The following is a 13,649-nucleotide window of genomic DNA, read 5'->3' as shown; positions in this document are numbered from 1 at the left end:
ATGACACACCCCACCATCCAGCTGCGGACCCACCAGCGTGAAGCGTTCAAGGCAGCCGTCCGTGGCCTCACCCACATGCCCCGCGTCAGCGTCATCTCCGCCACCGGCAGCGGCAAGACACTCACCGCCATGCGCGTAGGCGAACACTTCGCGAACGATGGCAACATCCTCGTCGTCGTCCCCTCGCTGAACCTGATCAGCCAGACCGCCGCCTACTGGGCCCGGGACAGCGTGATCGAGAACAGGCTCGGCGTCTGCTCCCTCACCCCCGCGCAGACCGGCACCGTCCGCCTCCCCCTGACCACCGCGCCCCGCCGCATCGCCGAGCTCATCGCCCGAAACTGCGGACCCACCGTCGTCTTCGCCACCTACGCCTCCCTGCCCGCCCTCACGCGCGCCCACAGGAAGCACCGCCTGCCGCGCTGGTCCATCGTGATCATCGACGAAGCCCACCGCAGCAGCGGTAACAGCGGCAAACAGTGGGCCGCCGTCCACGACGACGCCGCCATCCCCGCCCGGCGGCGCCTCTACATGACCGCCACCCCCCGCACCTGGGCGCTCCCCGACCCCACGAAGAGTCGCCGGAAGAACACTCGCCCGCAAAAACCGCCCGAGCCCCTCGCGTCCATGGACGACCCCACCATCTACGGACCCGTCGTCTACCGCCTGGGCCTGGCCGACGCCATCGACCGCGGCATCCTCGCCGACTACCGCATCGTCGTCCCCGTCATCAACGACGAGGAACTACGCGAAGTACTCCAGACCCCGGGCGTCACACGGCACATCGACGGGCTGCGCCTGTCCGCCCTCCAGGTCAGCCTCCTGCGCGCCATGGCCACCCACAAAGCGCGCCGCGTCATCAGCTTCCACAGCCGCATCGTCAACGCCCACCAGTTCAGCCGGACCCTCCCCGACACCGTCGCCGCGACCACACGCAGCACCGGAATCCGCACACTGTGGACCTACCCCCTCCACAGCGGCCAGCCCACCAGCGAACGCGCCTACCGCCTGGCCGAGTTCGAGAACATCCCCCTGCTCACCAACAACACCAGAATCCCCGGCGCCGTCGACGGCGCAGTCCTGTCCAACGTCCGCGTCCTGGGAGAAGGCGTCGACGTACCCGACGCCGACGCCATCCTGTTCGCCGACCCCAAACGCAGCCCCTCCGACATCATCCAGGCCCTCGGCCGCGCCCTGCGCCAGCCCCCAGGCGCCGGCAAGATCGCCCTCCTGGTCATCCCCATCTACGTCGGCCGCCGCCAGACCACCGAGAAGGCCCTCGAATCGTCCGCGTACAGAACCCTCTGGGAAGTCCTCAACGGACTGCGCGAACACGACGCCCAACTCTGGCGCCGCTTCGGCGACCCCGACCGCGACACAGCCGCAGACCCCCTTCCCCCCGCGCCCGAGCGCGCCGCCGAGATCGCCCCGCTCACCGGCCTGCGCGCCCACGAGGTCGACACCCGCGTATGGGCCACCGGCTGGACCGCCGCCATCGGCTACTACGAACGCCACCACCACCTCGACGTCCCCAGCGAATACACGGACCCCTTCGGCTACCCCCTTGGCCTGTGGATCGGACAGCAGCGCTCCCTCTACGCCAAAGGCGACCTCGCCCCCGACCGGGCCCTCGCCCTGGAATCCCTGAACATCTCCTGGCCCCACCCGCCGCGCACCTTCGAAAGCCGCCTCGCCCAGGCCATCGCCTTCGCCGACACTCACGGCACCCTCACCGTCACCACCGCCCCCAGCACCGGCGACCGCCCCATGTTCCGCTGGCTCCACCGCCAGCGCGCCCTCGCCGACAGCGGCCGCATGCACTCCGCGCGCGGCGAAGCCCTCAAAGCCGTCGACCCCTGGTGGAACCCGCCCTGGGGCATCGAATGGCAGCACGACTACACCCACGTCTGCCTCCAGGCAGCCAACAACACAGCCACGCCCACACCCGTCTCCGGCGAAACCCCGGCCACCTGGCTGGATCACCAGATCACCCGCCAGCACGATCTGCACCCCCAGCAGCTCCGGCTCCTGAGCGACCTCGCGGCCCGGCACCCCGGCACACACCCCCACAGCATGCTGCTCCTGCCTGCCTCCCACCCCCGGACACGTGCCTTCCACCGCGGGCTGAAAGCCGCCCGCCAGTTCCACCAGCGCGAAGGACACCTCCAAGTCCCCGCCGGACACCGGGAGAACCTCCACGGCGACGACGTCCTCCTCGAACTCTGGATCACCAAGCACCGCAACGGCGCCGCACAGCTGACCGCGCCGCAGATGACCGCACTGACCGTCCTGGGCATCGAACCGGAGCGATCCCTCCAGGAAGCGGCGCTCCCGGCCGGCGCGCGCGAAGAACCCCGCGCGGGGTGGGCCGCGCCGGAACCTTCCTGGGCCGTGCCCCTTCGGCGGTTCGCGGGCTGACCACCGCACCGCCCGCCCGCGAGGGCGGGGTGGCTCCGGCCGGTTATCCGCTTGTCCGGCTCCAGCCACCCACCGGTGATCCACCGGGCGCGGCCTGGTACCGAACGGGTGCGTCTTCAGCGCCAGCCGGCTCAGGGGCCGGGCCGGTTCCTTCGCGTGCCGGGAACACGTGGGAATCGTTGATCCAGGAGAGGTCGTCCGTGTACGGATCGAAAGTCAGGAGCCCAGAACCCGACGGGCGGCGAGCACCTCCACGGCGTCCAACAGATCGAGACGGGCGAAGCCCGCTCATGCGCGCCAGGTGACTGGCCTCGGCGACGCCGGCCGTGCTGCCGTGAGGAGTGTGAGCGGCGAGGGCCACGGCCACCAGCCGGTGGGACGCGCCGGGCTGCGGGACGACCGGCGAGCGGTAGGCGCGTAGCGACCAGTCGGCGGCCCGTGCGCGCGGCCCTGCCTCGCGTTCCCATGAGGGGCTCGGCGGTGGAGCGCAGGGTGCACTGCAAAGCCAGGAAGCGGGGGTCGGCGCTGAGCTGCTGAGGGAGTGAGGCGGCCAGGTAGCTGAGCATGTCGCGGGTCAGGGCGCGTACGCGGCCGCCGCTTGCTCGCGGCGTGGACGGCGGGCGCCGACGTGGTGTCGGGCCCGCGGCGGCGAGCGTCGTCTCCGGCACGACGCAAGCGTCGCTCATGGGCTCGTGCATGTGCCGCACATTTATCTACCCCGAAATGTACGCGATATATGCGCGATTTATACGGCAACCGTACGCGATTCGTACGTTTCATGGGGTAGGGTGCGCTAGGAGGTGCTCCATGTCCGAGTTGTTCGACGCGGTTGACGCGCTGCTCGCGTCCCGTGCCGCGCTCCCGCCGCCGGCGGAGCGCAAGCGGCTGCGTGCCGCGCACGGCCTGACGATCGAAGAGGTGGCCACCGCGCTGCAGGTGCGCCGGGCCACGGTCAGCGGCTGGGAGTCCGGCAAGACCGAGCCCCGCCCGCCGGAGCGTGACGCGTACGCGCGGCTCCTCGACGGACTCGCGAAGCTCTACCCCGCCCCGGCCAACACCGGCACGGCGGACGAGGACACGGCGGCACCGGCGACGTTGGCCCGCACCGTGGTCCCGGAGTCGGAAACCAGAACTCCGTCCACAGGCCAGGCCGCCACGGCGGCGGGCATGACCGCACCCGAGAACAGTCAGCTCCCTGCCCCGGTCGCCGCCGCTCCGGGGGCCGCACCGCGTCCAGTGCGCACCACCGGGCCGGCGTCGACGTCGCGCCGTCCGGGCGCGCGGAAAGCGGACCCGGCCGGCACCCCTGCGGGCGACACCGACCCACGCTTCCCGAGCGGGCCGCTGGCAGTCGTCGACGTCACCGACGAGGGCCAGGTGCTGGCGTACTGTGTCGGCGGCCTGGTCCTGGACGTGCCCGCCAAGTCCTTCCCGGCCCTGGTCGACTGGACCCTCAAGGAGGCCAAGCTCGGCCAGCCCAAGCTGGTCGGCCCGGGCAAGGACGCCGACCCGCTCCTCGTGCTCACCGAAGCCGCCCTCGAGCGCTACGGCCTGCCCGCGACCCTCACCGAGGAGGAGCAGCTCGCCGGGCGGCTGCCGGAGGGCCACAAGGTCATCAAGCAGTTGACGCGCGCCGAATGGAAGCTCACGAAGCGCGGGTTCGGGCCATGGGCACGGATCTACCGTCCGGCCACGGGATCGGACCGGCAGTGCGTGCAACTGTGTATCCCGTCCTGGCACGCGCTCGACACCCGCCACTGGGGCCATGCATCCCAGCTGCCGCCGGCGGAACTCGCCCGGGTCCTGGGCGTGTACGCGGCCCGGGTGATGACGCCACGCGGCTCCACCGCCGTGACCGGTCTGGAGCTGATGACCGCACTGCACCCGCCGACCCACGCGGTGCGTGACGAGGCCACCGGCGGCTTCCGGAAGGCCGAGACCAAGAACCCCGGGTCCCTGGGCGAAGACCCGGTGGACCCGGCACCGTGCGAGGCCCCCGACGGACACCCCGTACTCAAGGACCTGCCGCGCTTCCACGTCCGCGGCCCCGCCGAGAGGCTCTTCGAGGAGGCGTACGACTGGGCCCGGCCGATGACCGACGCCGAATGCACCCGCCGCAATCTGGTGGGCCTCGACGTGAACCTGGCCTTCGCCGCCGGCGCCAACGGCCTGACCGTCGGCCTCGGCGCCCCGACGCACGTCACCCACCCGGTCTTCGACCCGAAACTCCCGGGGAGCTGGCTGGTCGACCTCTCCCACGTCGACCTCTCCCGGGTGAAGGTCGCCAAGGACACGTGGGCGGAGCTGGACGCCGCGCTGCTGCCGAGCCCTTTCACACCGAAGGGCGACCGCCCACAAGGGCCGGCCTGGTACGCGACGCCGACCGTCGCGTACGCGGTCGAGCTCGGCTACGAGGTCAGCCCGGCCGAGGCATACCTCCGGTACGACAACGGCCGCTACCTCGACGGCTGGTACCAGCGGCTCCGTGACGCCTACCTCGCCACGATGGCCGATCTCCACGTCGCCGCCGACACCCTGCCGGAGGAGTTCCTCGCGGCGATGGACGGCTACAAGAACCGCGACCCCGATCTCGCGATCGTCCTCTCGGCCATCAAGGCGACCGTGAAGGGGGGCTTGGGCAAGCTGCGCGAACGACCCCGCGGGGAGAACTGGCGGCCGGGCGAACCGTGGCGTGCCCTGTCCCGCCCGACCTGGCGGCCCGACATCCGCGCCGCGGTCATCTCCCGCACCCGCATCAACCTGCACCGCAAGATCGTCAAGCACGCCGCCTTCACCGGCGACTACCCGGTCGCGATCCTGTCCGACTGCGTCGTCTACGCCACCGACGGCGCAAGCCCGCTGGACTTCCTGCCCTACCGCGACGGCAAACCGCTCCCCGGCGGCTTCAAACTCGGTGTGAACCCGGGCCTGGTCAAGCACGAGGGAACCCAGAGCGTGCTGTGGGGCGAGGGAGTACGGGAGCAGTTCAACGCCCCCCGCCTCAACCTCGCCCGCTACATCAAGGACGGCACCGTCACCGACACCGACAACGGAGAGTAGGGCAGGACGATGGGTCTGTTCGGGGACAGCCTCGACAAGGCGGTGCAGAAGGCGTTCACCCGCCCCGCGCCCAAGAGCGCGGGCGCGCGGATGCGCTACCTGGTCAAGCAGCTCAAGGGCACCCGGGCGGTCGCGGAACTGCTGTCGATGTCCCAGCGGCAGGTCGAGCGCTACGTCGCCGACCAGGCCAAGCACCCCCGCAAGGACCTCGCCGCCCGCTTGGAACACGAGGTCCTCGCCCGCTGGCAGCCCCAGATCAAGGCACAGGCCAGACAGAAGGCGGCCAGCACCGGCGGCATCGTCATCGACACCCGCGCCCGCCTCGGCTACGACGCGCCGATCGGGTCGACGGACCAGCTTCGGATCCGGGACCTGACCGTCGCCCTGCCCCCGCACTATGCGGCCCGCCTCTTCGACGCCCAGGCCGCCGGCGCCACCGACGACGAGCTGGAGAAGATCGCCGCCACGGCACTCAAGGAGGTGTACTTCCAGGACAACGGCCAACGCGCCGGCCAGTTGGAAGAAGTCCGCTTCACCGACATCCGCCACCTGGAATTCGGCCTGTAGGCACGCCACGACCATGCTGCGAGCCCCGGACCGCATGGCCCAGGGCTCGCTCGCCTTCCGCGGGCGCGTCAGTCTGCGGGATGCTCACCAGAGCCGAGAGCACGATGCTCCGGGGCGCGGTCCACGACGGTGGCGCGCATCGCACAGGACCTCCACACCGACGCGCCCCCGAACCCCGAGCCGGGACGACTCCACCCAACCGCCCCCAGTCAGCGACCGGCTCAGGATGCCACCACCATGGCCGCCACCCAGGGCACGAACCAAGCACACCACCTGCGCCGCCGACACCAACCGCACAAAGCCCCACAGGATGCTCAAGGGACCGAGGCACCCGCCTCGGCTCCGGGCCTCATGCTCACTGCTCAGGCCCGCCGCTTGTACCGATCCTCATCCCGACACCGCCACCTACACCGTGGTGGTCTCGCGTGGGGGCAGGCCGGGGATCACGCCGTCAACCAGGTTGGTGCGGACCTCCCGGACCGCCGGTCCCGGGGTGCCGCGGAGTTCGTTGCAGGCGATGATGACCTGTCCTCCGGCGCCTGAGGGGTCCTCGAAGGTGGCGAGTTCGGTGAGACCGTCGAGGAGCGCGTTGCCGCTTCGCTGGTCCTCCGGGCCCTCGCCTAGGCCGGTGAACGGGCCGTCCACGATCAGGAACTGCGGCACCGGCATCGCGGGCACTTCCTGCGCGGCATCGCGCAGAGCCAGCAGGACACTGACGTTCGCGCGGGTCATCCCGTGCCCGGCGACGACCCGCGCGTCGAACGACTTCCCGTTGATGGTGACGGAGAAGTCCTCCGGACTGATGGAGACCGTGTGGACCTCCGGGTCACACGCCTGCATCCGGCGCAGCGCATGACGTGACCACCGGTCGGTTCCCTGCTTCACCATCAGATCGGTGTCCTGCCGGGCGGCGGTGTACACGGCCTCCGCGGCCTCCTTGTCCTTCTCCAGCCGGGGCAGCCGCTCGCGCAGTTCCGTCAGCTCCGCGACCTCGCGCAGGTGCTCGGCGTTCTGCTCCAGCCGCGCGGCCAGCTCCCGTACCGCGGCCTCGGCCTCCACCACGACCTGCTGCTGCGGCGCGATCACATCCTGAGCAAAGGCCCGCACCGCGGCCGCCGCCTCCACGACGATCCGCTCGGCGTCACTGACCCGGCCACGGGCCTCGTCAGCCGCCCGCCCCGCGCGCCGGGCCGCCTCACGCGACTGTTCAGCGGCCTGCTGCGCCCGGGCCATCCGCCGCTCGAACTCCTCGGCACGCTGACGGCGCTCGGGGTCGAAGCGCCGGCACACGGGACAGTCGTCCTCCGACAGCCCCGTCAGATCGAGCGCCCGCACACACGTGGGGCACAGACTCGGATCGGTGGCGGCCTCCCTCAACCCGGCCAGACGCCCCTTCGCCTCGGCAGCGGCCGCCTCCAGCACCCGAGCCGTACGCTCCCGGTCGTCGGCGGCCACGCGCGCGGCCCGCCGGGCCTCCTCCGCCGCGGACGCCTTCTCCTGGAGCGCGGCGAGCCGGCTGTGCAGATCACTCAGATCCGCCGCGGCCTTCCGCGCCTTCAGGGCTTCCTGGCCATGCTGCGCGGCCCACTGCTCGCCACGGCGCTGGAGGTCCTCGACGGACGGCAGGTCACGCTCCTCGCGGTCGCGCAGAATCCGCTCCACCCGGTTCTTCGCCGCCCCCCACTCCTTCTTCCTGGCGCTGAACTCCTGGCGCAGCGCATCGACCGTCTCGTCATCGGCACCCAGCAGCACCCGTCCCACCGCGGTCCGCTGCTCCTTGCTCTGCCGGCCGAGGTAGTCGTTTGGCAGATCACGCTGGCGCGCGTAGAGCCACGGCACCAGCAGGTCCAGCGTCACGCGCGTACGTCCGGCGCCCAGCCGGGGGATGCCGAGGAGATCCTGGAAGTGATCGGCTGCCGACCGGCGGGAATCACTGCGCTTTACCGGGTGATGCTCAGGGAGGCTCAGCGTGCCCTGGACGAAGGACACGTCCTCCTTCCGGTCCACCGTGCTGCGGGTGACCTGCCATCGCTCCCCGCCGATCCGGGCGACGAACCCGACACGACTGCACAACGCCGCGGCGTCCATCAGCCTCGCGCTCTCCACCGCCAGCGTCCACCACACCACTTCCAGCGTCGTGCTCTTGCCCGTCCCGCTCACTCCCGTCAGCGCGGGCAGCGGGGCATCGAGTCTCACCTCGTGCCACACTCCGTCGACCTCGAACAACATGCACTCGATGTTGAGTGTGACCACTCGGTGCCTCCCGCAGCTCGACAGCGCTTCAGCGCTCGTAGCGGGTAACGACACGCAGCCGCCCGGGTGACGTACCGGCCCAACCTGTACGTGGGCCCAACAGCACAGATCCGACGTCATGAAGGGGGGGCACAACTGCCCAGACTGTGGAAGTCGCTCAGGTCGGCCGGCGACGCTCCTCAGCCTCACGCGAGATCTTGTTGACGAGATCCCAAAACTGACCCGCCTGGTCTGCGCCGGCGTCGGCCCCAGGCCGGGGTACAGCGCCGACACCGAAGATCCGGCCGACGCGGGTTTCCCAGCACTTGCGGCACTGGCAGTCCCCTTCCGTATGGGTCGGACAGACCCGGTCAGCCATCTCGTAGACCAGCGCGGCCAGCTCCTCCGCCCGCTCTCTCCACCGCGCCGTGTCCGAACGAGCTGCCGATGCTTCCCGCTCCGCCCGCCGCATCGCGCCGATCATCGGCCAGTCAGGGCCGCCTCCGCCGTGATAGCTCACCGCTCACTCCCGCTCGTCCCGGCCTTGTGTCTTCGCCGAGGACAACGCCCCCACCAGGGACAAGACACGGAACATCACACAGGAGGCCCTGGGACCAGAGTCCCAGGGCCTCGTACGCGCGGGCTCACTGGCGGGGCACCGGGGTCACACCCATTCCACGCCCAGGCCCCGCAGCGCGCCGAGCTGCTCCTGCGTCAGCTTGTCGCGCCGGGTCTTGGTGTTGGAGACCCACACGCCGAGCTTCACGGTGACCGGCTCGGTCTCGCCGTCGACGGTGATCTCTTCACCGTGTCCGCGGGGTACGGGCCGCTTGGCGCCTTCTCGTTCGATCCACTGCGCGAGGGCCACGAGCCCGCGCTGGAACGCCTGCTGCGCCTTCGACGCCCCCTTCGCCGGAAGAACGGTTGCCGGGGCCTCAGCAGGCCTGACGCCCAGCTTGGTGAGGCGTTCCTGCTGTTCAGGCAGAAGCCGCGCCCAGATGCCGGGCTTTTGCTGCTGCTGGAGCCACCGGCCGAGGTCGTCGCCGTCCATCACCACACCCGGTTCGATCGGGGGCAGGACGCCGCCGGCCTCGGTGTCGGCCAGGTCGGCGAGGACCCGGTAGTGGCGCTGCCAGTCCAGCGGCCACGCGCAGTCCCACTCCGGATCGATCGCCGCCAACTGCGCCGCGCGCATGGCCGCCCGCTCCGGACCCTTGCCCAGCCCCTTCTTCGCTCCGGTGCGGCGGAGGTTGGCCATGTACTGCCCGATCGGCACCATCGCCTTGCCCTCGCCCCACATCGCGTCCTGTCGGGGCGCGAGGTGTCCGGTGGCCCGGTGGTAGGCGCGTAGGGCGGCTAGCTTGGCCTCCCAGGCCTCCTCTCCGGGCTCCCACACCATTCCGGCCTCCGGGGCGTCCAGCAGCTCCTTGCGCCGCTCCTCCAGCTCCCCGGCCCGCCAAGCCCGCCGCTGCTGCTGGACCCACCGGCCGAGCGGGAAGGCGGTGGTGACGCCGACCTCGGTCTCGGTGTCGACCGGTACGGAGTACACCCCGGTGATGCCGCTCTCGGCGCGCCATCGGATGAGGGCCTGGTAGCCCTCCAGCCACACCAGCGACTCCGGCCGGTACACCCGGGTGCGCAGGAACGCCGAGATCGTCGCCGCGTCGCGCGGGGAGGAGAAGCGCAGCAGCGCGGACTCGACGGCGGTCTGCGTGTCGTCCTGCTCTTGGTCCTCGCCGCTGGCCCCGATGATCTGCCCGTCCTCGTCGCGCTGGAGGTGTACGCGCTTTTCGTGACGGCTGCGGGTGAGGGCGCGGGAGGCGAGCTGTTCGACCAGTCGCTCGTCGTGGGAGCGCAGGCCTTGGAGCACGGCGACGAGCGGGGCGTAGGAGGCGGAGGCGACCATGTCCTTCGGGTCCTCCCCGGCCTGAAGGAACACGGGCACGATGATCCTGGCCACCTTGGTGGAGCCGTCCCGGTTCAGGCGGAGTGCCCGGCCGATATTCTGCACGATCTCGACCTGCGAGCCGCGCGGGTCGGCGAAGCAGATAGCCTCGACACCCCGCTCGCCGGTGATGTCCACGCCCTCCCCGAGCACGCGCACGGAGGCGAGGAACGCCCGGTGCACCCGCCGGTTGTTCGCGTCGATGCCGTTTGCGAACTGGCGCAGGACCTCGCGCCGCTCGCTGACGAGGTGGTCACCACACAGCCATGCCGACCAGACCCGGTCCAGCGGAACATGCCGGCCGGGCTCGAGCTCGTAGAATTCCGCGTCGATCGACGACGTGGGCAGCTGCTCCGCAGCCGCCAGGGCCTGGTCCGATGCTTCAGTGACATACAGTTCGGCGGCCGTCTCGGGCAGCTTCTCCGCGAATGCCCGGCACTCCTCCACGCTCTGGTGGAAGGTCATTGTCGTATGGATGTTGTGCCGGGCAGCGTGCTCCAGGAGCGCGGTCTGCAGCAGCGCGAGCCGCCGGCCCCGCAGCGCCTCCTCAGACAGCCCGAGAACCGGGGACGGGTCGCGGATCTCCAGGACGTCGATCTCGAAGCCGGCGAGGATCCCCCGCTCGATGGCCTCCGACAGCCCGAGCTCGGCGAGCCATGCCCCGTACGTCCCGTCCGGGGCGTCGGCCATGCTCGCGATCACCAACTCCTGGCCGTCCGCGCCCTTCTGCGGCCGGGGCGCGGCCAGGATGCGCGGCGTGGCGGTGAGGTAGAGCCGGAAGTCGGCGGGGATGCGGGCGTTGTCGTGGATGGCCGCCCAGGGCCGTCCGAGGTCGCCGGCGGTGCCGTGCGCCTCGTCGATGACTGCGAGGTCGAAGCCCGCCATCTGCTGCCCGTAGAGCCGCTCCCCGCCCGTCAGAGCCGCTTCCAGCGGCCCACGTACTTTCCTGCGCTCGGTAGGAGGCTGGTCCACGTCCGCGATGCTGAGGCCGTCCGGCAGCCAGCGGGACGGGCGCTCACGCTGCTCGCGTTCCTCGGGCGTCAGGGCGGCGATCCGCTGCGCGTACTCCCGGGGCGTCTCCGGCCGGGGGCCGCCCCATGCGGATGGAGGCAGGGGCGGCTGGTCGGGGTCGTCGCGGTCGACGAGAGAGGCGTACGTGGCGAACACGACCACCTCACCCGACCCCGCCCACAGGGCGAGCTGGATCGGGTTGGTGGTGGTGCGCACCTCTAGCCCGTTCAGGACGGAGTCGTTTTCCAGGGAGCAGACGGCGACCATCGGGGAGCGGTGGCCGACCGCGCGCCACGCCTGAGCGGTCTGGACAAGGAGGTCCAGGGTGGGCACGGTGACGAGGATCCGCGCGCGCGGGAAGCACTCCAGCGCTGAGGCGGCGGCCATGATCGTCTTGCCGGACCCGGTGGCGGACACGATCGTCCCGCGCGCCCCCTGCGGCGGCACAGATGATCTTACAAGGAATCCCGCCCACTTACGGACGGCTGCTTTCTGATCCACCTGGTGTTCCTTGAGCGGAATCCAAGACATTTCCGTTTCCCTCCTTGACCCTTATTTCTCGTGATTCCTCAGGCGGCCTGGTGCGGCTGTGAGGCGGAGCCGGAGTCGTTCCAGACGGACAAGTCGCACCAATGCCAGCCTCCGGGCCGGCCGCCAGAGGGCTTGTCGGCGGGGTCATAGTGGCCGGCCTCGCGGGTGCACACGATGATGCCGATCGACAGCTCCACCGCCTGCGCCGTGCACAGGCCGCCGGCCTCACTCAGGACGTCGAGCACCCACCGTCGGCTCATGGTGCGCGGCACGGTCGCCGGGAGGACCGACTCCCGGACGAACGACTGGAGCCGCTCCAGGTAAGCGCGCTCGCACTGCCGGACGTACGCGAGATGTACGGTCACTTCACCAGCCGAGGTCGACCAGCCCGCACGCTGCTCCCAGCCCCGGTCGGCGGATACCTACCAGAGCCTCGCTGACGGCCTTCACACCCTCGTCCCAGCCGTCCTCGAACTCCGCGCCCCGCTCGCCCGGCCGTCCAACTCGATGACCTCGTACCTGTGACCGCTCCGGCTTCCAGCGCGGCGATCAGGTCGTCCGCCTCGGCCGCGGGCACGCCCTGGGCCTGGAGGTGGGCAGCGCATCCGGGTGTTCACGACGGCGGTCTGGTACTGGCTCCTGCGCAGGGGATCGCCGCTGAGCTCTTCATCCAGAGGCGTGGTCGTGTGTCCGGCCTCCATCTCTCGTAGGTCCAGGCCGTGGTAGGTGAGGTATTCCAGGAGCAGGGGGGACAGGGCGCGGGAGGGGGTGCTGGTGTGCAGGGAGGTGTCGCCCTTTTCGGTACCGAAGGGGGAACCGAAGCCGGGGAAGACGATCGCGCGGGTGAAGAAGTCGCACAGGATCCCGTACATCTCCGAGTGTGGGACTCCCGTGGAGTCCAGGGGCTCGGCCCGTGCGGCCTCCATCACCCAGGTGACGAACCGTCGGCGGGCGAGCTTTAGCTCCCGCCCTTCGCTCAGCGGGCTCTCCGTGGCGACCTCCACCATTCGGTACACGCTGCCGGACCCCTCCAGCATGGCGACGGACTCCTCGATCGACCGCCCGCCCGTAGGCGTAGTACGTCATCACAGCGGCCCCGGGGTGCTCGGGGGGCCGTGGGCTGTGCCACGATCCGGTAGCGGATCAGGTCCTGGGGCTCCTGGTCGGTGCTGATCTCGCGATCCTGCGCCTGGCGCCAGCGGTGCACGTCCGGGTCGTTCTCGGGGGAGTAGGTTGTTGCCCAATCGCTGCTCAGCAGGGCCCAGATGCGCTTCAGCTCGTTCCGCCGGACCGCAGCCAACCGGCCCTCGATGCTCGGCGGCTTCTCCAGCCCGCTGGCGGCGACCCAGAGCTCATGTACCTGGTCCACCGTTATTCCCGTAACCGCATTTCGAAGCTAAGCTGATCCATGGTGATCCCCGCTCTCCATTAACCCCCAGCTACCCGGGGAAAGGCTGTGTCCTATTTTGGTTAACGGTACATGCTGTATCAGCCTGATGCACCCGCTATACTGAAACCCACACGAACGCGACCCCCACCCCTTACAGCCAGCCCGGCCCGCGCCAGCGGGCCTCAACGGTCCTGGAGGCGCAGCCGGAGGGACCGTTGAGGCGGGGAGCGCAGCGGACCCCAACTCTCCTACTACAACCCAATAGCGGCACCTAACACCACGTCAGCCAGCAGCCGCGCAGCGGCCGGTCCCCTCAACTCCTGGAGCGCAGCGGAGGGAGTTGGCCCGTGCCCTGCACGGGCCAAGGGAGCGCAGCGACCGTCCCGCTTGCATATCGCGCAGCGATAGGTACCCGCTCCCGACATCATCGGAATGGATTCGTACGACCAGCCGAGTGGAATCACCTTCGACGAGCAGGTGACCGAACCGTACGGA

8 protein-coding genes are annotated in these 13,649 nt (G+C 70.5%); 3 read left to right on the top strand and 5 right to left on the bottom strand.

Annotation, left to right across the window (positions count from 1 at the left end):
- The 3 genes from ABT092_RS27775 (at position 1) to tpg (ending at position 6,045) form a co-directional block, all read left to right on the top strand.
- Entirely contained in the window at positions 1-2,418 is a 2,418-nt protein-coding gene (locus ABT092_RS27775; protein ID WP_351248640.1) for a DEAD/DEAH box helicase, read from the top strand.
- An 807-nt stretch (positions 2,419-3,225) separates the two neighbouring features.
- Complete coding sequence (gene tap / locus ABT092_RS27770) at positions 3,226-5,478, top strand: telomere-associated protein Tap (RefSeq protein WP_351248638.1); 2,253 nt, start codon at positions 3,226-3,228, stop codon at positions 5,476-5,478.
- Positions 5,479-5,487: 9 nt separating this feature from the next.
- The gene (tpg, locus tag ABT092_RS27765; RefSeq protein ID WP_351248636.1) at positions 5,488-6,045 is read left to right on the top strand and encodes a telomere-protecting terminal protein Tpg; all 558 of its coding nucleotides are present in this window, start codon (positions 5,488-5,490) and stop codon (positions 6,043-6,045) included.
- A 405-nt stretch (positions 6,046-6,450) separates the two neighbouring features.
- On the opposite strand, the gene ABT092_RS27760 is transcribed toward tpg, so the two are convergent.
- From ABT092_RS27760 to ABT092_RS27740, 5 genes are all read right to left on the bottom strand, one after another.
- Entirely contained in the window at positions 6,451-8,418 is a 1,968-nt protein-coding gene (locus ABT092_RS27760) for a hypothetical protein (RefSeq protein ID WP_351248634.1), read from the bottom strand.
- Between the two features lie 37 nt (positions 8,419-8,455).
- Entirely contained in the window at positions 8,456-8,797 is a 342-nt protein-coding gene (locus ABT092_RS27755; RefSeq protein WP_351248632.1) for a hypothetical protein, read from the bottom strand.
- A 144-nt stretch (positions 8,798-8,941) separates the two neighbouring features.
- Positions 8,942-11,764, bottom strand: coding sequence for a DEAD/DEAH box helicase (locus tag ABT092_RS27750; protein WP_351248630.1), 2,823 nt, complete (start codon positions 11,762-11,764; stop codon positions 8,942-8,944).
- Between the two features lie 38 nt (positions 11,765-11,802).
- Positions 11,803-12,129, bottom strand: coding sequence for a hypothetical protein (locus tag ABT092_RS27745; RefSeq protein WP_351248628.1), 327 nt, complete (start codon positions 12,127-12,129; stop codon positions 11,803-11,805).
- A gap of 81 nt (positions 12,130-12,210) precedes the next feature.
- Entirely contained in the window at positions 12,211-12,801 is a 591-nt protein-coding gene (locus tag ABT092_RS27740) for a hypothetical protein (RefSeq protein WP_351248626.1), read from the bottom strand.
- Between the last annotated feature and the right edge of the window lie 848 nt (positions 12,802-13,649).

The organism is Streptomyces sp. NPDC002490 (assembly GCF_040296045.1).
Lineage (GTDB): Bacteria > Actinomycetota > Actinomycetes > Streptomycetales > Streptomycetaceae > Streptomyces.
Note: the sequence above shows the minus strand (reverse complement) of the source record. Positions and strands in the feature narration are given on the sequence as shown.